Source organism: Nonomuraea sp. NPDC004186, from assembly GCF_053603495.1.
Genome location: NZ_JBSGFQ010000034.1, coordinates 86,265 through 103,811 on the forward strand (window position 1 = coordinate 86,265; position 17,547 = coordinate 103,811).

Here is a 17,547-nt window from a genome sequence, read left to right on the forward strand (position 1 = left end):
CTGGGCTAAGCGTCGACGGCGTCCGCGTAGTAGCAGGCCGCCTGGGCCTCGGGCACGGCCGGCAGGATGTCCAGCAGCTCCGAACGGCACCTGGCGTCCACCCCCGCCTCGGCCGCCTTCCCGGAGGCGAGCACCTGGCAGCGGGCGTGGAAGCGGCACCCGCCCGGGATCCGGGTCGGGTCCGGCGGCTCGCCGGTCAGCACCACCCGCTCGGGAGACTCCGGCAGCACCGACATCAGGGCCTGCGTGTACGGGTGCCGCGGCGCGGTCAGCACCTGCTCCACCGGCCCCGACTCGACGATCCGGCCCAGGTACATGACCGCCACCCGGTCGGCGATGTTCCAGGCCAGGCCCAGGTCGTGGGTGACGACCAGCGCCGACAGCCCCAGCTCGTCGCGCAGCCGCAGCATCAGAGCCAGGATCTCGCCGCGTACGGAGGCGTCCAGCGAGGCCACCGGCTCGTCGGCGATCAGCACCTTCGGGTTCAGCGCCAGCGCCCCGGCGATCACCACGCGCTGCCGCTGCCCGCCGGACAGCTCGTGCGGGTAACGCAGGAAGAACCGGTCCGGCGGCCGCAGCCCAGCCCTGGACAGGGCCTCGGCCACGACCTCCCGCTCGTCCGGCAGGCCGTGGATGCGCGGCCCTTCGGCGACCGCCTCGTACACGGTGTGCCTGGGGTTGAGCGAGCCGGTCGGGTCCTGCAGGACGAGCTGCACCTGCCTGCGGTACGCCTTGAGCGCCCTGGAGCCGTAGTCCAGGGCGGCGCCGCCGTAGCGGACCTCGCCCGAGGTGGGGCGTTCGAGGCCGAGCAGCGTGCGCGCCAGCGTGGTCTTGCCGCAGCCCGACTCGCCGACCAGGGCCACGATCTCGCCCTCGCCGACGGCCAGGTTCACGCCGTCCACGGCCTTGGCGCGGCGGCCGCGCGAGGAGAACTCCACGCGCAGGTCGCGGGCCTCCAGCAGGCTCGGCCGGGCCGTCGAGACCGCCTCGGCGGTGGTCTGCGTCTCGGTCATGAGGCCCCCTCCTTCTCGCGTACGTGCACGCAAGCGGCGGTACGGCGCTCACCCGCGGGCCACAGCTCCACGTCCAGCGTGGCGCATTCGTCCAGCGCGACCGGGCAGCGCGGGTGGAACGAGCAGCCGCCCGGGAGCTGCATCGGGTCGGGCGGGTCGCCTCCGAGGCCCTTCGGGGCCAGCCGCGAGGCCGGGTCACCGACCGTGGGGAACGCCGCCGCCAGCGCCCGGCTGTAGGGGTGCTTGGCGTCGTGGAACACCTCGGCGGACGGCCCGTACTCGACGACGCGGCCCGCGTACATGACCGCGAGCTGCCCGCACACGTCCGCCAGCACCGACAGGTCGTGCGAGATCATGATCAGCGAGATGCCGTGCTCGGCGACCAGCTCCTTGATCAGCGTCAGGACCTGGGCCTGCACCATCACGTCGAGCGCGGTGGTCGGCTCGTCGGCGATGATCAGCCGGGGCGAGCAGGCCAGCGCCATCGCGATCATCACGCGCTGCCGCTGCCCGCCGGACAGCTCGTGCGGGTAGCTGCGGGCCCGCCAGGTGGGCAGGCCGACCTGTTCGAGCAGCTCGGCCACGCGCTTGCGGGCGGCCTCCGGCTTGGCCAGGCCGTGGACGAGCAGCGGCTCGGCGATCTGGTCGCCGATCCTGCGCACCGGGTTGAGCCCGTGCTGCGCGCCCTGGAACACGATCGAGGCCTCGGCCCACCGTACGGCGCGCATGCGGCCCCACTTCATGGTGAGCACGTCCTCGCCGTCGAGCAGGATCCGGCCACCGACGCGCGCGTCGCGGGGCAGGAGCCGCATCAGCGCCATGGCCAACGTCGATTTGCCGGATCCCGACTCGCCGGCGACTCCGAGTGCCGCCCCGGAGTCGAGCGTCAGCGACACACCGCGCACGGCGGGCACCTCGCCCGAGGCGATGCGGTACGTCACCGACACGTCGTCGAGTTCGAGAAGACTCATGCCGCCCTCCTGAGCCGCGGGTTCAGCACGGCCTCCAGCGCCCGCCCGACGAGGGTGAACGCCATGACGACGGCCAGGATGGCGAGACCGGGGATGAGGATGTACCACCACGCGCCCTGCGTGGCCGCTCCGTAGTCGTAGGAGGAGCGCAGCATGGTCCCCCATGACGTCTTGTTCGCGCTGGCGCCCAGGAAGGCCAGCGTGGACTCGGTGACGATCGCGCTGGCCACCTCCAGCGTGGTGCTGGCCAGCAGCAGCGGCGCCACGTTGGGGAGCACGTGCCGGGTGGTGATGTGCCAGTGCCCGCCGCCGAGCGCCTTCGACCGCTCGATGTACGGCCGGGCCTCCACGGCGAGCGTCTGCGCACGGATCAGGCGGGCGGTCGACGGCCAGGAGGTGACCGCGATCGCCATGATCACCGTGAACGTGGTGCCGCCCAGGATGGCCGCCAGCACCAGCGCGGTCACCAGCGAGGGCAGCACCAGGAACCAGTCCGTGACCCGCATGAGCGTGCCGCCGGCCCAACCGCGGAAGTGCCCCGCGGCGATGCCGATGACCGTGCCGATCACGATGCTGAGCAGGGCGGCCAGGAAGCCGATGAGCAGGGACGTGCGCGAGCCCCACCAGATCATCAGCAGGATCGAGCGGCCGGACTCGTCGGTCCCGAAGGGGAAGTCGAGGCTCGGCGCGGCGAACTTGCCCCCGGTGGCGTCGACGACGCTGGTCACACCCTCGTCGATGAACAGCGGCGCGATCAGTGCGAACACCACGGCGATGAGCAGGACCACCATCCCGGCGAGGCCTGCTCGGTGGGTGCGGAACTCGGCCCAGAACCGGCTCAGGACGAGCCGTCTGCGGGCCGCGGCGACGCTGGTCATGCTGACCTCACTCTCGGGTCGAGCATGTGGTAGACCACGTCGGCCAGCGTGTTCATGAGGATCACGGCCACGGTGATCAGCAGGAACGTCCCTTGCATGAGCGTGAAGTCAGGCACCTTGATCGCGCGGTAGAACAGCTGCCCCAGTCCGGGCCAGGTGAAGATCGTCTCCACGGTGACCGCGCCGCCGACCACGAAGCCGATGCGCATGAACACCAGCGTCACCGTGGGCAGCAGCGCGTTGGGCACCGCGTGGCGCCGCCGGACCTCGTCGTCCCGGAGTCCCTTGGCCCTGGCCACGGTCACGTAGTCCTGGCTGACCTCCTCCAGCAGCGACGAGCGCATGATCAGCAGGTACTGGGCGTAGACCACGCCCACCAGGGTCAGGCACGGCAGGACCATGTGCGAGGCCACGTCCAGCACGTACGCGAAGCCGTCGGGCGCGTCCACGCTCTCGATGCCCCTGAACGGGAAGAGGCCGGGAATGGGCCCGATGCCGACGCCGAGCACCATCATCAGCAGCAGACCCAGCCAGAACGTGGGCACCGACCAGAGCACCAGCGACACGCTGGTGGAGAAGCGGTCGAACTTGGTGCCCGGCCGCCACCCGGACCGCGTGCCCTGCCAGATCCCGAGGCTGACGGCGATGACCAGACCCGTGCCCGCGAGGAGCAGCGTCGGGCCGATGCGCTCGCCGATCAGGTCCAGGACCGGGCGCTTGTACTCGTAGGACGTGCCCAGGTCGAGCCTGAGCGTGTTGCCCACGAAGTCGAAGAACTGCTGGAGCACCGGCTTGTCCAGGCCGAGCCGGTGGCGTTCGAGGTTGAGCTGGTCCGGCGTCATGTTGCGGCCCTGCGCCAGGTTGCGCACCGGGTCGCCGGGCAGCAGCCGGAACACGAAGAACGTCCCGACGATCACCATGGCGATGCTGAACAGCGCCCCACCGGCCTTGGACAGCGCGTACTGCAGCGTGCCGCGGCTGGTGGAGCGCTCATCACCAGGGCCCGCCGCCTGGACGGCGGGCTCTGCTGCTTCTAGCGGAGTGGTCATTCGCGCTCGTCTGCGACGCTCTTACGCCGCCTGCTCAGGAAGAATCCCGCCAGGCCGATGACCACGACGCCACCCACGATGCCGGCGATGAGGCCAGTGTTGGAGCCGCCGCCGCCGCTGCCGCCGCTCGCCGCCGCGGCCTTGACGTCCACGGTGTAGAACGGCCAGTAGCCGCTGCCGCCGTAAAGGAGGCCCTTGTCCTCGGGGATCGGGGTGATGCTGGTGACCCGGTCCTTGCGGTAGCCCTCAAGGTCGTTCGGGTAGTAGATCGCGATGACCGGGGCCTCGGTGTAGAGCCGCTCCTCCATCTTCTTGATGGTCTCGGCGCGCTTGGGCCGGTCGAGCTCCTTCAGCTGCTCCTGGTAGAGCTTCTCGAAGGTCTCGTCGCAGAAGAACGACTCGGTGCCGCCGCCCTCGCCGCCCGGGGCCGGCCTGCGGCTGCACAGGTGCGTGGCCAGGACCTCCTCGGGGTCGGGGTTGACCGACCAGCCGCTGATCGCGATGTCGAAGAGACCGGTGACGCCCGTCTGCTCGGTGAACTTGCTGGAGTCGAGCTTCACGGTGGTCAGCGTGATGCCGATCTCCTTGAAGAAGCCCGTCAGGTATTCGGCGAGCTTGTCCTCGACCGGGGTGTCGGTGTGGATGCTGAAGCGGAACTCCAGCTTGCGCTTGCCGTCGGGCATCGTACGGATGCCGTCGGAGCCCTTCTTGTAGCCGGCGTCGTCGAGGATCTTGTTGGCCTTGGCGGGGTCGTAGGTGACCTTCGCGTCGCCCGTGGCCTCCCAGAAGAAGTCCTTGAACATCGGCGGCACGATCGAGCCGTCGGCGGGCTTGGCCAGGCCGTTCTGGACCTCGTCGACCAGCTTCTGCTTGTCGATGGCGTAGTGCAGAGCCTGGCGGACCTTGACGTCCTTCAGGGCCGGGTGGCCGTCACCGACGGGCTTGTTGTCGGTGGTGGTGGCGCCGTGGTTGATCTGCAGGTACGCCGCGCGGCGGCCCTGGGTGTTCCACGCCTCGATGTTCTGGTCGTTCTGGATGGCCTCGAACTCGGCCGGGGACATGCGGCCGAGCAGGTCGATGTCACCGTTCTTGAGGCCGGCGACGGCGGCCTGCGGGTTGTCGTAGAAGATGACCTGCAGCTCGTCGATCTTGGGCTTGCCCCGCCAGTAGTTGGGGTTGGCCTGCAGCTTGACGTACTGGTCCTTCTTGTGCTCGATCGCGATGTACGGGCCGCTGGTGACGGCCGGGTACTTCTCGGCGTCGTAGTTGGCCATGTCGGTGACCGACTCCCAGACATGCTTGGGCATGATCGGGATCGGGTTGTCCAGCATGGACGCCTGCGGCGACTTGAGCTTGATCGTCAGGTCCTGGCCGCTGGCTGTGACGCTCTCGAAGTTCTCGACCGCCGGGCCGTTGGCCGTCTTGGCGGCCTCGTCCGTCATGATCTTGTTGAACGTCCAGGCCGCGTCATCGGCCGTGACCGGCTTGCCGTCCGACCACTTGGCCGCGCGGATCTTGAACGTCCACGTGAGCCCGTCGGGCGACGTGGTCCACGACTCGGCCAGGTCGGCGCTGGGCTGCAACGTCTTGGAGTCCGGCACCGTGAGGAAGCCGTACATCCAGCGGTGGATCGACGTCGATACCAGGCGGACCGCCAGGAACGGGTTCATCGAGTCCATCGTCTGCGTGGCCCCGACGCGCAGTACCTTCTTCCCCGCCGCGGGCTCCTGGGCATGGGCGGCTGTCGCGCCCTGACCCGCCACTAACAGCGCGACACCCAGCGCTGCCAGGCGCGCGATCCATTTCCTCATATGTGCCTCACCTTCAGGCGGGGGTTTTCCTGTGTAGAAGAAGGCACACCATAGGGAGTCCGCGTGTCAACGCGCTGCGGAAAATTGTTTCATTCTCGTTTCCTTTTGCGGTGTAAATTTTCAGTCCCCTTGGGGCTGCCGTGATGCGGCACCCCCGAGGGGACGATGAGGCATCCTACGGGGCGATCAGTGGCAGCCGCCGGAGCCGCAGCACGAACCCCCCGCCTGCGGCAGGAGCTCGATCGCCCCCGCAAGCTCGTAGCCGGCCTCCACCACCGCCGCGTCGATCAGCACGCGGTCGATCGGCGCCTCGCTCGTGACGGTCACGGCCTTGGCCGCCAGGTCCACCTGGACCCCGCTCACGCCCGCGACCTTGCCGACCTCCTCGGTCACGGCGCTCACGCAGTGACCGCAGGTCATGCCCTCAACCTGGTACGTCGTGACGGTCATGCCTCGCTCCTTCACTCCTTGATCCTTGGCCGCCACTATACCCCCTAGGGGTAAAGGTGCATACTACGGCCGCGCCCGGAAAGGGGGAGAGGGAAGCACTCAGCCCCAAGGGGGAGATCACATGTTGGACGGCAAGACCATCGCATTCCTCGTCGCTCCCGAGGGAGTGGAGCAGGTGGAGCTCACGGAGCCGTGGAAGGCGGTCAAGCAGGCGGGCGGCACGCCCAAGCTCGTCTCCACCAAGCGGGGCCAGATCCAGGCGTTCCACCACCTGGACAAAGGCGACCGGTTCGCCGTGGACGACACGGTGGAGAACGCCGACCCGGCCTCGTTCGACGGCCTCGTGCTCCCTGGCGGCGTCGCGAACCCCGACTACCTGCGGATGGACCCGCGGGCCGTCCGGTTCGCCCGCGCCTTCTTCGACCTGGGCAAGCCCGTGGCCGCCATCTGCCACGCGCCCTGGACGCTGATCGAGGCGGACGTCGTGCGCGGCCGTACGATCACGTCCTGGCCGAGCCTGCGGACCGACCTGCGCAACGCGGGGGCGACGTGGGCGGACCAGGAGGTCGTGATCTGCACGTCAGGGCCCAACACCCTGGTCAGCAGCCGCAAGCCGGACGACCTCAAGGCCTTCTGCCAGGCCGCTACCGACGCGTTCGCGGAGTAGCCGCACCCTGGAGCAGGGTCTCGGCCAGGCCCCTGACCGCGGACTTGAGCCGCGCCACCCCGCCGTCCGCCATGACGTGCCGGGCCAGATCGGCATCGAAGGAGCCCAGCAGCGCGTGGGCGGCGAACTCCGCGTCCAGGCCACCTTCCGGCCGGGCCGCGGCGATCAGGGCCGTCACGTGCGCGTGCCAGCGCAGGTAGGTCGGATCGCGGTACTTGTCCTCGGCGCAGGCCCGCTCGTGCGCGGCGAAGAGCGCCAGGTTCCGCTCGGCCAGCTCGCACAGCTCGTCCAGGAAGGCCGTCAGCCGGCCCTCGGGCGGCGTGCCGGGCCCGAGCGCGGAGCCGGGCGTCTCGATGGCCAGCGCCAGCGCGGCGGCCCGCTCGGCGAGCAGCTCCTGGAACAGCCCGGTACGGCTGCCGAAGCGCCGGAACAGCGTGCCCTTGCCGACCCCCGCCGCCGCGGCCACCCTGTCGAGGGAGATGTGCTCGGCGCCGTGGGCGGCGAGCAGCTCCTCCGTGGCCCGCAGGATCGCCTCCCGATTCCGGGTCGCGTCTGACCGCACCGGCCTTACCTCCTCTTGCAAGCGGACCGTCGGTCCTCATACTATCCCTGCCATCGAAGCGGACCGACAGTCCGCATCCTGACAGCGGGGAGAATGAGCATGCGTGCGTTGGTCGCGGGCCCGGGAGCCGAGGGACGCTTCGCGGAGGTGCCGGAACCCGAGCCGGGGCCCGGGCAGGCGCTCGTCGAGGTCCGTCACGCGTCCGTCAACTTCAGCGACCTGCGGCACATGGGTCGCCTGCCGGAGGGCACCGTGCTCGGCTACGACGCCGCCGGAGTCGTCCTGCGCGCCGCCGAGGACGGCACGGGACCGCGCGAGGGGGCGCGGGTGGCGGCGTTCGGGGCGGGCGCGTGGGCCGAGCGGGCGGCGTTCGACACCGGCTCGCTCGCGGTGGTCCCCGACGGGGTGGACCTGGTACGCGCCGCCGCGCTCCCGATGGCCGGCCTCACGGCGCTGCGTTCGCTGCGGGCCCCCGGACCCGCGCCGGGCTCGCGCGTCCTGGTGACCGGGGCGTCGGGAGCCGTGGGACGGCTGGCCGTGCAACTGGCCGGGCGCGCCGGCGCCCACGTCATCGCCTCCGTCAGCAGACCGGAACGCGCCGAGCGACTGGCGGCCGGCCTCGGAGCTCCCGTCGACATCGTGGTGGGCCTGGACGGGGTCGAGCCGGTCGACGTCGTGATCGAGACGGTCGGCGGCCCGGCGCTCGTCGCCGCCTGGGCCCTGCTGAAGCCCGGCGGCAACCTCCAGAGCGTCGGCTGGGCCTCCGGGCAGCCCGCCGTCTTCCCCCCGAACTCGACCTTCTCCCTGGGCCGGGCCAGGTCGCTCAACTCCTTCGGCGACGTGACGGCCCCCGCCGACGACCTCGCCCACCTGCTCGCCCTCGTGGCCGCGGACGACATCTCCCTCGAAATCGGCCTGGCCGGCTCGTGGGAGGACCTGGACGACGCGAAGGCCGCCCAGCTCGGCGGTTCCCTCACCGGGAAGATCGTCCTGGCGGTTGGCCGAACGCCCTGACGGGCCCGAAACCCACCTGTAACGCCTTGTCGTCGCCAAAGAAATGGTCTAGATGTAGTCCAAATGGAGCGTCCTCCACGCCCCCAGGGAGACCTCAATGACCACTGAAGAGGATTCCAGGCGACTCGCCGAGCTCGGCTACAAGCAGGAGCTGGCCCGCACCTGGAGCGGTTTCTCCAACTTCGCCATCTCCTTCTCGATCATCTCCATCCTCGCCGGCTGCTTCACCACCTTCGGACAGGCCTGGAACTACGGTGGCCCGATCGCCATCTCCTGGGGCTGGCCGCTGATCTCCGCGTTCATCCTGATCATCGGTTTCTGCATGTCGGAGCTGGTGTCGGCGTACCCGACGGCGGGCGGCATCTACTGGTGGGCCGCCACGCTGGGCAAGCCGATCCACGGCTGGTTCACCGGCTGGCTCAACCTGATCGGCCTCATCGCCGTCACCGCGTCGGTGGACTACGGCTGCGCCACGTTCCTCAACATGACGCTCAAGCTGCTCACCGACGGCGCGTGGGAGGCCACGCTGCCACAGGCGTTCCTGCTGTTCGTGATCATCCTCGTGGCCCACGCGCTGATCAACATCTACAGCCACAAGCTCATCTCGCTGCTGCAGAACGTCTCGGTCTGGTGGCACGTCGCGGGCGCCGCGATCGTCGTCGGGATCCTGATCTTCGCGCCCGACCACCACCAGTCGCTCGGCTTCGTCTTCGGCGGCACGAACAACAACTCCGGCTTCGGCGCCGGCTCCGACGGGCTGTCGTTCTGGTTCTACGTGCTGCCGCTCGGCTTCCTGCTCACCCAGTACACGATCACCGGTTTCGACGCCTGCGCGCACGTGTCGGAGGAGACCCAGGGCGCCGCCAGGACCGCCGCCCGCGGGCTCTGGCAGTCGATCTTCTACTCGGCGATCGGCGGCTGGATCCTGCTGCTGTCGTTCCTGTTCGCGGCCACGAACGTGGACGAGATCAACAAGCAGTCCGGCTTCGTGGGAGCCATCTTCGAGACCGCGCTCTCAGCCCCGCTGGCCACCGTGGTGTTCGCGATCTCCACGATCGGCCAGTTCTTCTGCGGGATGAGCTGCGTGACGTCGATGTCGCGCATGACGTACGCGTTCTCCCGGGACCGCGGCGTGCCCGGCTGGCGGCTGTGGTCGAAGGTGGACCGCAACCGCACCCCGGTCAACGCGATCATCGGAGGCTGCGTCGTGGCCGCCCTGATCACCCTGCCCGCCCTCTACGCGCCTCCCGGGCTGACCACGCCGGTCGCGTTCCTGGCCGTCGTGTCGATCGCGGTCGTCGGCCTCTACCTGGCCTTCCTCATCCCGATCTGGCTCCGGCTCCGCGCGGGCGACGCCTTCAAGCCGGGCCCGTGGACGCTCGGCCGCAAGTACAAGGTGCTCTGCTGGATCGCCTGCGTCGAGATCGTCGTCGTGTCGATCTACTTCATCATGCCGATCTCGCCCGCCGGGGTGCCCGGCAACAAGGCCTTCGACTGGACCTCGGTCAACTACGCCCCGATCGCGGTCGGGGTGGTGCTGGTCGGCATCGCCCTGTGGTGGGCGCTGTCGGCCAAGCACTGGTTCACCGGCCCCCGCCGCACGGTCGACGAGGTCCCGATCTCCTGACCCGGCCCGCGGGTACGGCCACCGCGGCCGTACCCGCCTGCTTGCAAACTGCTAGCATTCCTCTATGGCAACGCTCTACATTCGCGATGTCCCCGAACCCGTAGCCGAGTCGTTGAAGGAGCGCGCGGCCGAGGCAGGCATGTCTCTTTCGGCTTACGTCGCGAGGGAGTTGGCAGACATCGCCGCCAGGCCGACCAATGCCGAAATCGTCAAGCGGCTCAAGTCTCGGGATCGATCCCAAGGGCCGTCCACCGCCGACATCCTCGACGCCGTCCACGAGGGCAGACGATGATCGTCATCGACTCGTCCGCGATGGTCGAGGCATTGGCGGGACGTGCGGCGGATGCCGAGCTCATCGACGCCCTCCAAGCGAGTATCCACGCCCCTCACCTGCTCGATGTCGAGGTTCTCTCGACCCTGCGGGGTCTCTCGCTCGGCGGCAAGCTCGGCACGGCCGCGGCGGAGCAGGCGCGAGCCGATTATCTCGCGCTGAAGATCGCCCGCTACGAGATCAAGGGCATCGCGGAGCGCATCTGGGAGCTGCGGCACAACTACACGTCCTACGACGCTTCCTATCTCGCACTCGCCGAAGCGCTCGAGGCCCCGCTCTACACCTGCGACGGCAAACTCGACGGTGGCGGACATGATGCCGACGTGCGGGTCTTTCCGCGCGGCTGAAGGAGCGCTCAGGAGGCTTCGAAGGCGGTGGCCACGGCCGTGCGGACCTCGGCCATCGAGGCCGTGCCCAGCTCGCGCTTGAGCGAGGTCATGTCCACGTCGGGCATGCCGCAGGCGACCGCCCAGTTCCACGGCTCCAGGTCGCCGTCCACGTTGAGCGCGAACCCGTGGCTCGTGACGCCCCGGCTCTGCCGCATCCCGATCGAGATGATCTTGCGGCCGGTCTCGGCGGTCCAGACACCGGTCAGCAGCTCCGAGCCCGGCGGCGTGTCGCGGCGCTCGGCGGGCAGCCCGAGCTTGCCCAGCGCCTCCACCAGCCGCAGCTCCACCTCGCGGACGTAGTCGACGATGCCCTGGTCCTCGGCGAGCTTGACGATCAGGTAGCCGACGAGCTGGCCCGGCCCGTGGTAGGTGAGCTGGCCGCCGCGCCCGGTCTCCATGACGGGGATGCCGCGCTCGGGCGCCGGTAGGTGGGCCATCGGCGTGCGGCGCCCGATCGTGTAGACCGACGGGTGGCTGAGCAGCCACAGCGTGTCCGGCCGCTCGTCCCGCTGGCGCTGCCCGACGAGGTCGGTCATGCGCTCCATCGCGGCGTCGTAGTCGACGAGATCGTCCTGGACGAGTGTCAGCGGCCTTGCCCTCATCCTTCGAGGATAAGCGGCATCCCGGGCATCGGCGCACGCGGCCCGGACCGCCGTTCCTCGCCCGCCGCGTCGAGGATCCGCACACCGTCGCGGATCTGGTCGCCGAGGTCTTCGTGGCGGTGCTGGACTCGGCCCACACCTACCGCGCCGACCTCGGCACCGAGATCGCCTGGCTGTACGGCGTGGCGCGCAGGACGATCTCGGCCGAGCGGCGGCGGGCGTACAAGCAGTACCGGCTGACCGACCGGGTGAGCGGGCGACCGGTCGAGCCGGCCGTCCGCCGATCCACGGCGGGCGGCCCACCGGCGCCTGTCGCGGACGTCACGCCGCCGAACGGTAGCCCCTCGGCTCCTCCGGGATGAGGATCCACATGACGACGTAGACGACCCACAGCGGCCCGGGGATGAGCGACAGCAGGAGCCACAGGATCCGGACGAGAGTGGGCGGCAGGCCCATCTTGTCGGCGAGACCGCCGCAGACGCCGGCCAGAATCCTGTGCTCTCGTGAGCGGTACATGATGTTTCCTCCGTGTGTGACGACCTACCTGTTCAACGGACGGACAGGCCGACGGACTCCCGTCAGGAACCCTGAGAAAACCCTGTAAGGGTCAGCCACTCATGTGCCATGCCCAGATGTCGGCTGGTCAGTCCCCGTGCCGGGTCCACGTGGATGAGCAGGAAGTCAGCCAGACCCTGATGCACCCTGAGATACTCCTCGTCCTCCGCCCACACCTGGTCGTCGAACCAGACGAACGGCCGCCGGCCCACATAGCGGGCCACGTGCTGCGTCTTGAACATCTCCCCGCGCTCCGAGACCACGTTCGGGTCCACGGGGATGACGGGCAGCGAGGGCAGGCCGATCCTGGGAGCGATCCAGTCGTTGGCGTGGTGCTCCCACGTCGTCGCCCAGACCAGCTCGGAGCCGGTCGCCAGGGCCAGGTCGAGGAGCCTGCGGCCGTGGCGCGGGTTGAGGTGCACGGTGTAGACCTCGCCGTCGATCGTGCACCGGTAGCGCCGGAAGTCCGGAGTGGGCCGGCCCATCGGGTTGAGCACGCCGTCCACGTCCAGCAGCAGCAGTGGTTTCATCCGGCCCGGTACTCCTGCGGGCTGACGCCGCGTACCCGCTTGAAGGCGGCGCTGAGCGCGAACGGGCTCCCGTACCCCACCTTCCTGGCCACCGAGCCGATCGTCGCGTTCGGCTCCCGCAGCAGGTCGGCGGCCAGCGCCAGGCGCCAGTCCGTGAGGAAGGACATCGGCGGCTCGCCGACCAGCTCGGTGAAGCGCCTGGCCAGCGACGCTCTGGACACGCCCACCTCGGTGGCCAGCGCGGCGACCGTCCACGGGTGCGCCGGGTTGTTCTGCAGCAGGCGCATGGCCCGGCCCACCACCGCGTCGCCCATCGCGCGGTACCAGGCGGGCGCCTCGTTCGCGTGAGTGGCGAACCACGAGCGCAGCACCGCGATGAGCAGCAGGTCGAGCAGCCGGTCGAGGACCGCCTCCTGGCCCGGCTCGTCCTTGACGATCTCGGCGCCGAGCAGCGAGATGATCGGGTCTCCCGGCTGGACGAGCAGTTGCGGCAGCGCGTCCAGCAGCCGCCTGCTGACCTCGCCCTCCAGGTTGTACGTGCCGGTGAGCAGCACGGTGCCCCCTGACGGGTCGTTCCCCCACGTGCGCACGCCCATCGACATGGTGTCGTAGGGCGACTCGCCGTCGATCGTGCGGCACTCCTGGCCGGGGAGGATGACGACCTGCGGCTTGAGGCCGGGCTCCGAGGCCACCGTGTACGGCCGCGGCCCCCGGGCGATCGCGACCTCCCCCGGCGACAGGCGCACGGGCTCGCCCGAGTCGAACGCGATCCACGACTCCCCGCGCACCTGCGCGATCAACGACAGCGGGGCCTCGTCCTGGATGCGCATCGACCAGGGCGGATCCAGGATCGAGCGGAGCAGGAAGGCGCCACGGGCCCGCGGGCCGTCCAGTAGCGCCGCCAGCTGGTCCATGGGTTAGACGATCGCATATGCCATTGCGCTTCTCAACCATGGAGAGTCTTATGGGTATGGCGGCTTACTAGATATATGACGATTCTGGTTCTGGGCGGCACGGGCAAGACCGGCCGCCGCGTGGTTGACCGCCTCAACGCTCTCGGCCTGCCCGTGCGGATCGGGTCCCGCCCCCTCTTCGACTGGCAGGACCGCTCCACGTGGCCGGCGGCCCTCGACGGCGCGACGGCCGTCTATCTCGCCTATGTCCCCGATCTGGCCTTCCCCGGCGCGTACGAGGACGTCAAGGCGTTCACGGAGCTGGCCGTGAGCGGCGGCGTGCGGCGGCTGGTCCTGCTGTCCGGGCGGGGCGAGCCGGAGGCGGAGGCCAGCGAGCGGACCGTGCGGGAGTCCGGAGCCGAGTGGACGATCGTCCGCTGCAGCTGGTTCATGCAGAACTTCAGCGAGGGCTTCTTCTACGACCAGGTGCTCGAAGGCGTCATCGCGCTGCCGGTCGCCGACGTCCCCGAGCCGTTCGTGGACGTGAACGACATCGCGGACGTGGCCGCCGCCGCGCTCAGCCGGGACGGCCACGCGGGCCGGCTCTACGAGCTCACCGGGCCGCGGCTGCTGACGTTCGCGCAGGCGGCCGAGGAGCTGTCCAGGGCCACCGGCAGGGAGATCTCGTTCGCGCGGGTGACGCCGGAGGAGTACGTGACCGCGGCCGTCAAGAACGGCGTGCCCGAGGAGGAGGCCGCGGGGCTGGCCGCGCTGTTCACCGGCATCCTGGACGGCCGCAACGCCTCGGTGGCGGACGGCGTGCGGCAGGCGCTCGGCCGCCCGGCCCGCGACTTCACCGACTACGCCGAGGCCGCCGCCGCGATGTGGCAGCGCCTCTGAGATCTCACGGGGTCGGTGCTCCTCGTGGCCGTACGGGACTCTGTACGCGACGCGAGCAACCCACCGGCCCCGGCATCCGCTAGCCTCACCCTCGTCACTCCCGCGTTCTCGGAAGGTTGTCGTCGTGATCGGCTGGCTAGAAGCGGTGGTTCTGGGGTTGGTCCAGGGGCTCACGGAGTTCCTGCCGATCTCCTCCAGCGCCCACATCCGGGTGGTCTCCGCCATCGCCGGCTGGCAGGACCCAGGGGCGGCGTTCACCGCCGTCATCCAGATCGGCACCGAGCTGGCCGTGCTGATCTATTTCCGCAAGGAGATCTGGGAGATCATCTCCACCTGGACCAGATCCCTGTTCAACAAGGACCTGCGCGGTCACTGGGCCGCCCGCATGGGGTGGTACATCATCGTCGGCTCGCTGCCGATCGTGGTGCTCGGCGTGACGTTCAAGGACCAGATCGAGACCGTCTTCCGCGACCTGCGCCTGGTGGGCACCACGCTGATCGTCTTCGCCCTCCTCCTCTGGTTCGCCGACCGCACCGCCCGCAACAAGCTCACGCTGGAGAAGCACCTCAGCTTCCCCCACGCCATCGTGTACGGCTTCGCCCAGGCGCTCGCCCTGATCCCCGGCGTGTCCCGCTCGGGCGGCACCACGACCGCCGGCCTGCTGCTCGACTACCGGCGCGAGGACGCCGCCAAATACTCGTTCCTGCTGGCCATCCCCGCCGTGCTGGGCTCGGGCGTCTTCGAGCTGCGCGAGATCGGCAAGGGCCCGGCCCCCGAGTGGGGGCCGACGATCCTCGCCACGGTCATCTCGTTCGTCGTCGGATACCTGGCCGTGGCCTGGTTCCTGCGTTACATCAGCACCCACCGCTTCACCGGCTTCGTGATCTACCGGATCGTCCTGGGCTTCTTCCTCATCCTCGCGGTCACGGCGGGCTGGATCCCGGCCCTAGGCTGACACGAGGGCAGGAGCCGGATAGTACGCCGCCCACGCCTCGTCGCCCATGCGCAGGATCTTCAACCCGGTCCAGCCGAGGGCGACGACGGGCAGGATCCAGAACACCACGGTCAGGGGCCCGTACGGGACGGGGAACGAGACGACGTAGCCGACGAAGACGAGCAGCGGCACCCACCAGCCGACGAAGCCCGCCCGCCACACGGCCGCGGTCAGCAGCGGCAGGCCGAGGACGGCGAAGAAGATCCACGGCATCTGGAAGCCGATGATGACCCCGGGCAGGTTCAGCATCTCGTCGAGGATCCGCTGGGCCTCCTCCGGCGGGTGGTGCTGCCCCAGCCACCACTCCACGGGGTCCATCATGAGCAGCGCGGACGTCGAGAGATAGCCGATCACCGTCATACCCGCCGCCACGTGGCCGAGCCGCGTGGCCCTGCGCCGGGTGAGATGGGCCAGGCCGAGCGCGGCCACGGCCATGAGCATCCAGCTCCAGTGGTAGAGCGCGGACTCGGTCTGGGCCAGCGCGGGGTTCGCGCCGTAGCTGACCGCCTCCCGGTCGTCGCCCCAGGTGCCTGGATCGACGACGACGGCGACGGCCTGGAGCAGCGGGGCCACGATGAGCAGTACACCCGCCGCGATGCGCCGAAAGGTCACCTGGTCGTTCAACATGCCGCCGACGGTAGGCGCCGCGCCCGCCGCCCGTCGTCCGCCTGCGGACCGATCCGGCGTCCCCTACGCGGTGGAGAAGATCACGTCGGCCGGAGGGTCCGGGGGTAGCGGCTGCACAGAGCGAAGACGACGGCGAAGAGGGTCCAGGCGGCGACGTACGCGACGGGGTGGGCCCAGACGTCGCCGACGAGGTCGCTCAGCGCGGCGCGGCCCTCGAAGTAGAGCGCCAGGCCCGCCACCGCGCCGGGGATCGCACCCCACCACCGCTGCCACCACACCTCGTGGACGACCACCTCGAACACGACGAGGGCGATCGGGCCGAACAGCAGGAACTTCAGCCCGGGCGGCTGGGACAGCAACGCGGTGAGCCCCATGACCGCCACCGCCGAGGCGGCCGTCAGGAGCACCACGGCCCCGAAGGGCGCGGGCTCGTTCCGGGGGTCGATGTCTTCGGACATGATCACCATTCTGGCCGACGGCGCGCTACCCGACGGACACGCCCTCCTTCGGGGAGACCGCCTGCGGACGGTAGGTGGCCAGCGTGAACAGCAGCGCCACCAGCCCGAACGCGGTGGCCAGCACGATCACGCCCGTCCTGCCGTACCAGTCGAGCGTCGCGCCGCCGGCCAGCCCGGCCAGGAACAGGCCCACGTACTGGGCCGACGACAGCAGCCCCAGGCCGATCGGCACGTTGCCGGGCACCACGGAGACGGTCCTGAACTGCTGGGCGGGGGCCACCAGCCACCCGAGCGCGCCCCACAGGAACGCCCACACGAGGGCGACGGGCAGGGCCAGGTTCGCGACGGGGATGAGGGCCAGGAACAGGGTGCTCGCGCCCAGGGCGAGCAGCACCATCCTGCGCGGCCCGTACAGGTCGGTGAAGCGCCCGCCGAGCTGGTTGCCCACGATGCCGCCGATCCCCCACGCCCACAGCACGGCGGGCAGCGGCAGGTCGATCAGCGACCCGATGTAGGTGTACGCGGTGAACGCCGCCGCGAACAGCAGCAGCTGCGTCACCAGCACCGCCAGCACCTGCCGGTCGCCCAGCGGCGCGAGACGCTCCCGCAGCCGCCCCGACGTCGGGATCCTGACCACCGGCACCACCGTCGCGACCCAGGCGAACCCGATCACGCCCAGCCCCGCCACCATCCACAGCGTGGACCGCCAGCCCGAGACCGAGCCCAGCCAGGTGCCCAGGGGCACGCCGATCGCGTTCGCGACCGTCATCCCACCCATCACCAGCGCGAGCGCGCGGCCGCGCCGCTCGGGCTCGGTCAGCGCGTTCGCCACGCCGGACGCGGTCGGCGTGAACATCGCCGCCCCCGCCGCCGCGACCACCCGGGTGGCCATGACCAGCGGGTACGTCGGAGCCAGCGCGGTCAGGACGTTGCCCAGCACGAACACGCCGAGGGCCACCAGCAGCACGGTCCTGCGCGACAGCCGGGCGGTCAGGGCGGCGAGAACGGGCGACAGCACCGCGTACGCCAACGCGAAGACGGTCATGAGCTGCCCCGCCGCGGAGGACGAGATCCCCAGTTCCTTCGAGATGGGCGGTAAGAGCCCGGCGGTCACGAACATGCCCGTACCGATGGCGAAATTTCCGGCAGCAAGCGGGTAGAGCCGCGAAGTCATGGGGCCTCCAGAAGAAAGTTGGACATGCATCAAACTGACGTATAGTTGGATT

The 17,547-nt window shown here is 70.0% G+C and carries 22 protein-coding genes; 8 read left to right on the forward strand and 14 right to left on the reverse strand.

Annotated elements, in window-relative coordinates; translation table 11 throughout:
* Nucleotides 1-5: 5 nt before the first annotated feature.
* From ACWEPL_RS26740 to ACWEPL_RS26765, 6 genes are all read right to left on the reverse strand, one after another.
* Nucleotides 6-1,013: an ABC transporter ATP-binding protein gene (locus tag ACWEPL_RS26740; RefSeq protein WP_452437783.1), complete on the reverse strand. Its 1,008-nt coding sequence runs from the start codon at nt 1,011-1,013 to the stop codon at nt 6-8.
* Nucleotides 1,010-1,984: an ABC transporter ATP-binding protein gene (locus tag ACWEPL_RS26745; protein ID WP_364259204.1), complete on the reverse strand. Its 975-nt coding sequence runs from the start codon at nt 1,982-1,984 to the stop codon at nt 1,010-1,012. The genes ACWEPL_RS26740 and ACWEPL_RS26745 overlap by 4 nt, the downstream gene beginning before the upstream one ends.
* The gene (locus ACWEPL_RS26750) at nt 1,981-2,862 is read right to left on the reverse strand and encodes an ABC transporter permease (protein WP_363961893.1); all 882 of its coding nucleotides are present in this window, start codon (nt 2,860-2,862) and stop codon (nt 1,981-1,983) included. Before ACWEPL_RS26750 ends, ACWEPL_RS26745 begins: the two co-directional genes overlap by 4 nt.
* A complete protein-coding gene (locus ACWEPL_RS26755; RefSeq protein WP_452437784.1) occupies nt 2,859-3,911 on the reverse strand; it encodes an ABC transporter permease in 1,053 nt (350 codons plus the stop codon). The genes ACWEPL_RS26750 and ACWEPL_RS26755 overlap by 4 nt, the downstream gene beginning before the upstream one ends.
* On the reverse strand, nt 3,908-5,722 hold the full coding sequence (locus ACWEPL_RS26760; RefSeq protein WP_363961889.1) for an ABC transporter substrate-binding protein: 1,815 nt from the start codon (nt 5,720-5,722) through the stop codon (nt 3,908-3,910). The genes ACWEPL_RS26755 and ACWEPL_RS26760 overlap by 4 nt, the downstream gene beginning before the upstream one ends.
* A 186-nt stretch (nt 5,723-5,908) precedes the next feature.
* Nucleotides 5,909-6,172 carry a copper ion binding protein gene (locus ACWEPL_RS26765; RefSeq protein ID WP_397369085.1) on the reverse strand — a complete coding sequence of 88 codons (264 nt, stop codon included), beginning with the start codon at nt 6,170-6,172 and terminating at the stop codon, nt 5,909-5,911.
* A gap of 121 nt (nt 6,173-6,293) precedes the next feature.
* Between ACWEPL_RS26765 and ACWEPL_RS26770 the strand changes: the two genes are divergently transcribed.
* Nucleotides 6,294-6,839 carry a type 1 glutamine amidotransferase domain-containing protein gene (locus tag ACWEPL_RS26770; protein ID WP_452437785.1) on the forward strand — a complete coding sequence of 182 codons (546 nt, stop codon included), beginning with the start codon at nt 6,294-6,296 and terminating at the stop codon, nt 6,837-6,839.
* Here the strand turns inward: ACWEPL_RS26770 and ACWEPL_RS26775 are convergent.
* The gene (locus ACWEPL_RS26775; RefSeq protein ID WP_452437786.1) at nt 6,817-7,401 is read right to left on the reverse strand and encodes a TetR/AcrR family transcriptional regulator; all 585 of its coding nucleotides are present in this window, start codon (nt 7,399-7,401) and stop codon (nt 6,817-6,819) included. The two genes, ACWEPL_RS26770 and ACWEPL_RS26775, sit on opposite strands and share 23 nt — an antisense overlap.
* A 99-nt stretch (nt 7,402-7,500) precedes the next feature.
* Between ACWEPL_RS26775 and ACWEPL_RS26780 the strand changes: the two genes are divergently transcribed.
* The 4 genes from ACWEPL_RS26780 to ACWEPL_RS26795 all read left to right on the forward strand — a co-directional run bounded on the left by ACWEPL_RS26780 (nt 7,501) and on the right by ACWEPL_RS26795 (nt 10,720).
* Nucleotides 7,501-8,415: a zinc-binding dehydrogenase gene (locus ACWEPL_RS26780; RefSeq protein WP_452437787.1), complete on the forward strand. Its 915-nt coding sequence runs from the start codon at nt 7,501-7,503 to the stop codon at nt 8,413-8,415.
* Between the two features lie 97 nt (nt 8,416-8,512).
* The gene (locus ACWEPL_RS26785) at nt 8,513-10,042 is read left to right on the forward strand and encodes an amino acid permease (RefSeq protein ID WP_363961881.1); all 1,530 of its coding nucleotides are present in this window, start codon (nt 8,513-8,515) and stop codon (nt 10,040-10,042) included.
* A 64-nt stretch (nt 10,043-10,106) separates the two neighbouring features.
* The gene (locus ACWEPL_RS26790) at nt 10,107-10,334 is read left to right on the forward strand and encodes a FitA-like ribbon-helix-helix domain-containing protein (protein ID WP_185070191.1); all 228 of its coding nucleotides are present in this window, start codon (nt 10,107-10,109) and stop codon (nt 10,332-10,334) included.
* Complete coding sequence (locus ACWEPL_RS26795; RefSeq protein ID WP_350741865.1) at nt 10,331-10,720, forward strand: type II toxin-antitoxin system VapC family toxin; 390 nt, start codon at nt 10,331-10,333, stop codon at nt 10,718-10,720. Before ACWEPL_RS26790 ends, ACWEPL_RS26795 begins: the two co-directional genes overlap by 4 nt.
* Nucleotides 10,721-10,728: 8 nt before the next feature.
* Here ACWEPL_RS26795 and lipB read toward each other — a convergent pair whose 3' ends face one another.
* Entirely contained in the window at nt 10,729-11,364 is a 636-nt protein-coding gene (lipB, locus tag ACWEPL_RS26800; protein ID WP_350741863.1) for a lipoyl(octanoyl) transferase LipB, read from the reverse strand.
* On the opposite strand from lipB, the gene ACWEPL_RS26805 reads away from it, so the two are divergent.
* Complete coding sequence (locus ACWEPL_RS26805) at nt 11,355-11,726, forward strand: RNA polymerase sigma factor (RefSeq protein ID WP_363961877.1); 372 nt, start codon at nt 11,355-11,357, stop codon at nt 11,724-11,726. The two genes, lipB and ACWEPL_RS26805, sit on opposite strands and share 10 nt — an antisense overlap.
* On the opposite strand, the gene ACWEPL_RS26810 is transcribed toward ACWEPL_RS26805, so the two are convergent.
* The 3 genes from ACWEPL_RS26810 to ACWEPL_RS26820 form a co-directional block, all read right to left on the reverse strand.
* Nucleotides 11,686-11,880 (reverse strand): PspC domain-containing protein, encoded by a 195-nt coding sequence (locus ACWEPL_RS26810; RefSeq protein ID WP_350741857.1) that lies wholly within the window; start codon nt 11,878-11,880, stop codon nt 11,686-11,688. The two genes, ACWEPL_RS26805 and ACWEPL_RS26810, sit on opposite strands and share 41 nt — an antisense overlap.
* Before the next feature lie 62 nt (nt 11,881-11,942).
* On the reverse strand, nt 11,943-12,449 hold the full coding sequence (locus ACWEPL_RS26815) for an HAD domain-containing protein (protein ID WP_350741855.1): 507 nt from the start codon (nt 12,447-12,449) through the stop codon (nt 11,943-11,945).
* On the reverse strand, nt 12,446-13,363 hold the full coding sequence (locus tag ACWEPL_RS26820; protein ID WP_355204026.1) for an AraC family transcriptional regulator: 918 nt from the start codon (nt 13,361-13,363) through the stop codon (nt 12,446-12,448). The genes ACWEPL_RS26815 and ACWEPL_RS26820 overlap by 4 nt, the downstream gene beginning before the upstream one ends.
* Nucleotides 13,364-13,438: 75 nt before the next feature.
* On the opposite strand from ACWEPL_RS26820, the gene ACWEPL_RS26825 reads away from it, so the two are divergent.
* Nucleotides 13,439-14,242 carry an NmrA family NAD(P)-binding protein gene (locus tag ACWEPL_RS26825; RefSeq protein ID WP_363961874.1) on the forward strand — a complete coding sequence of 268 codons (804 nt, stop codon included), beginning with the start codon at nt 13,439-13,441 and terminating at the stop codon, nt 14,240-14,242.
* 124 nt (nt 14,243-14,366) lie between these two features.
* Entirely contained in the window at nt 14,367-15,197 is an 831-nt protein-coding gene (locus tag ACWEPL_RS26830) for an undecaprenyl-diphosphate phosphatase (protein ID WP_350741849.1), read from the forward strand.
* Here ACWEPL_RS26830 and ACWEPL_RS26835 read toward each other — a convergent pair.
* The 3 genes from ACWEPL_RS26835 to ACWEPL_RS26845 form a co-directional block, all read right to left on the reverse strand.
* The gene (locus ACWEPL_RS26835) at nt 15,189-15,863 is read right to left on the reverse strand and encodes a hypothetical protein (RefSeq protein ID WP_363961872.1); all 675 of its coding nucleotides are present in this window, start codon (nt 15,861-15,863) and stop codon (nt 15,189-15,191) included. The two genes, ACWEPL_RS26830 and ACWEPL_RS26835, sit on opposite strands and share 9 nt — an antisense overlap.
* A gap of 80 nt (nt 15,864-15,943) precedes the next feature.
* The gene (locus ACWEPL_RS26840) at nt 15,944-16,321 is read right to left on the reverse strand and encodes a hypothetical protein (protein WP_452437788.1); all 378 of its coding nucleotides are present in this window, start codon (nt 16,319-16,321) and stop codon (nt 15,944-15,946) included.
* Nucleotides 16,322-16,346: 25 nt separating this feature from the next.
* Nucleotides 16,347-17,495, reverse strand: a complete 1,149-nt coding sequence (locus ACWEPL_RS26845) for an MFS transporter (RefSeq protein WP_363961868.1) — start codon at nt 17,493-17,495, stop codon at nt 16,347-16,349.
* Nucleotides 17,496-17,547 lie beyond the last annotated feature (52 nt).

Bases quoted from the DNA above. Each gene is read 5' to 3' on its own strand.
- ACWEPL_RS26740 (WP_452437783.1), bottom strand. From the start codon at position 1,013: ATGACCGAGACGCAGACCACCGCCGAGGCGGTCTCGACGGCCCGGCCG.
- ACWEPL_RS26745 (WP_364259204.1), bottom strand. From the start codon at position 1,984: ATGAGTCTTCTCGAACTCGACGACGTGTCGGTGACGTACCGCATCGCC.
- ACWEPL_RS26750 (WP_363961893.1), bottom strand. From the start codon at position 2,862: ATGACCAGCGTCGCCGCGGCCCGCAGACGGCTCGTCCTGAGCCGGTTC.
- ACWEPL_RS26755 (WP_452437784.1), bottom strand. From the start codon at position 3,911: ATGACCACTCCGCTAGAAGCAGCAGAGCCCGCCGTCCAGGCGGCGGGC.
- ACWEPL_RS26760 (WP_363961889.1), bottom strand. From the start codon at position 5,722: ATGAGGAAATGGATCGCGCGCCTGGCAGCGCTGGGTGTCGCGCTGTTA.
- ACWEPL_RS26765 (WP_397369085.1), bottom strand. From the start codon at position 6,172: ATGACCGTCACGACGTACCAGGTTGAGGGCATGACCTGCGGTCACTGC.
- ACWEPL_RS26770 (WP_452437785.1), top strand. From the start codon at position 6,294: ATGTTGGACGGCAAGACCATCGCATTCCTCGTCGCTCCCGAGGGAGTG.
- ACWEPL_RS26780 (WP_452437787.1), top strand. From the start codon at position 7,501: ATGCGTGCGTTGGTCGCGGGCCCGGGAGCCGAGGGACGCTTCGCGGAG.
- ACWEPL_RS26785 (WP_363961881.1), top strand. From the start codon at position 8,513: ATGACCACTGAAGAGGATTCCAGGCGACTCGCCGAGCTCGGCTACAAG.
- ACWEPL_RS26790 (WP_185070191.1), top strand. From the start codon at position 10,107: ATGGCAACGCTCTACATTCGCGATGTCCCCGAACCCGTAGCCGAGTCG.
- ACWEPL_RS26795 (WP_350741865.1), top strand. From the start codon at position 10,331: ATGATCGTCATCGACTCGTCCGCGATGGTCGAGGCATTGGCGGGACGT.
- lipB (WP_350741863.1), bottom strand. From the start codon at position 11,364: ATGAGGGCAAGGCCGCTGACACTCGTCCAGGACGATCTCGTCGACTAC.
- ACWEPL_RS26810 (WP_350741857.1), bottom strand. From the start codon at position 11,880: ATGTACCGCTCACGAGAGCACAGGATTCTGGCCGGCGTCTGCGGCGGT.
- ACWEPL_RS26815 (WP_350741855.1), bottom strand. From the start codon at position 12,449: ATGAAACCACTGCTGCTGCTGGACGTGGACGGCGTGCTCAACCCGATG.
- ACWEPL_RS26820 (WP_355204026.1), bottom strand. From the start codon at position 13,363: ATGGACCAGCTGGCGGCGCTACTGGACGGCCCGCGGGCCCGTGGCGCC.
- ACWEPL_RS26825 (WP_363961874.1), top strand. From the start codon at position 13,439: ATGACGATTCTGGTTCTGGGCGGCACGGGCAAGACCGGCCGCCGCGTG.
- ACWEPL_RS26835 (WP_363961872.1), bottom strand. From the start codon at position 15,863: ATGTTGAACGACCAGGTGACCTTTCGGCGCATCGCGGCGGGTGTACTG.
- ACWEPL_RS26840 (WP_452437788.1), bottom strand. From the start codon at position 16,321: ATGTCCGAAGACATCGACCCCCGGAACGAGCCCGCGCCCTTCGGGGCC.
- ACWEPL_RS26845 (WP_363961868.1), bottom strand. From the start codon at position 17,495: ATGACTTCGCGGCTCTACCCGCTTGCTGCCGGAAATTTCGCCATCGGT.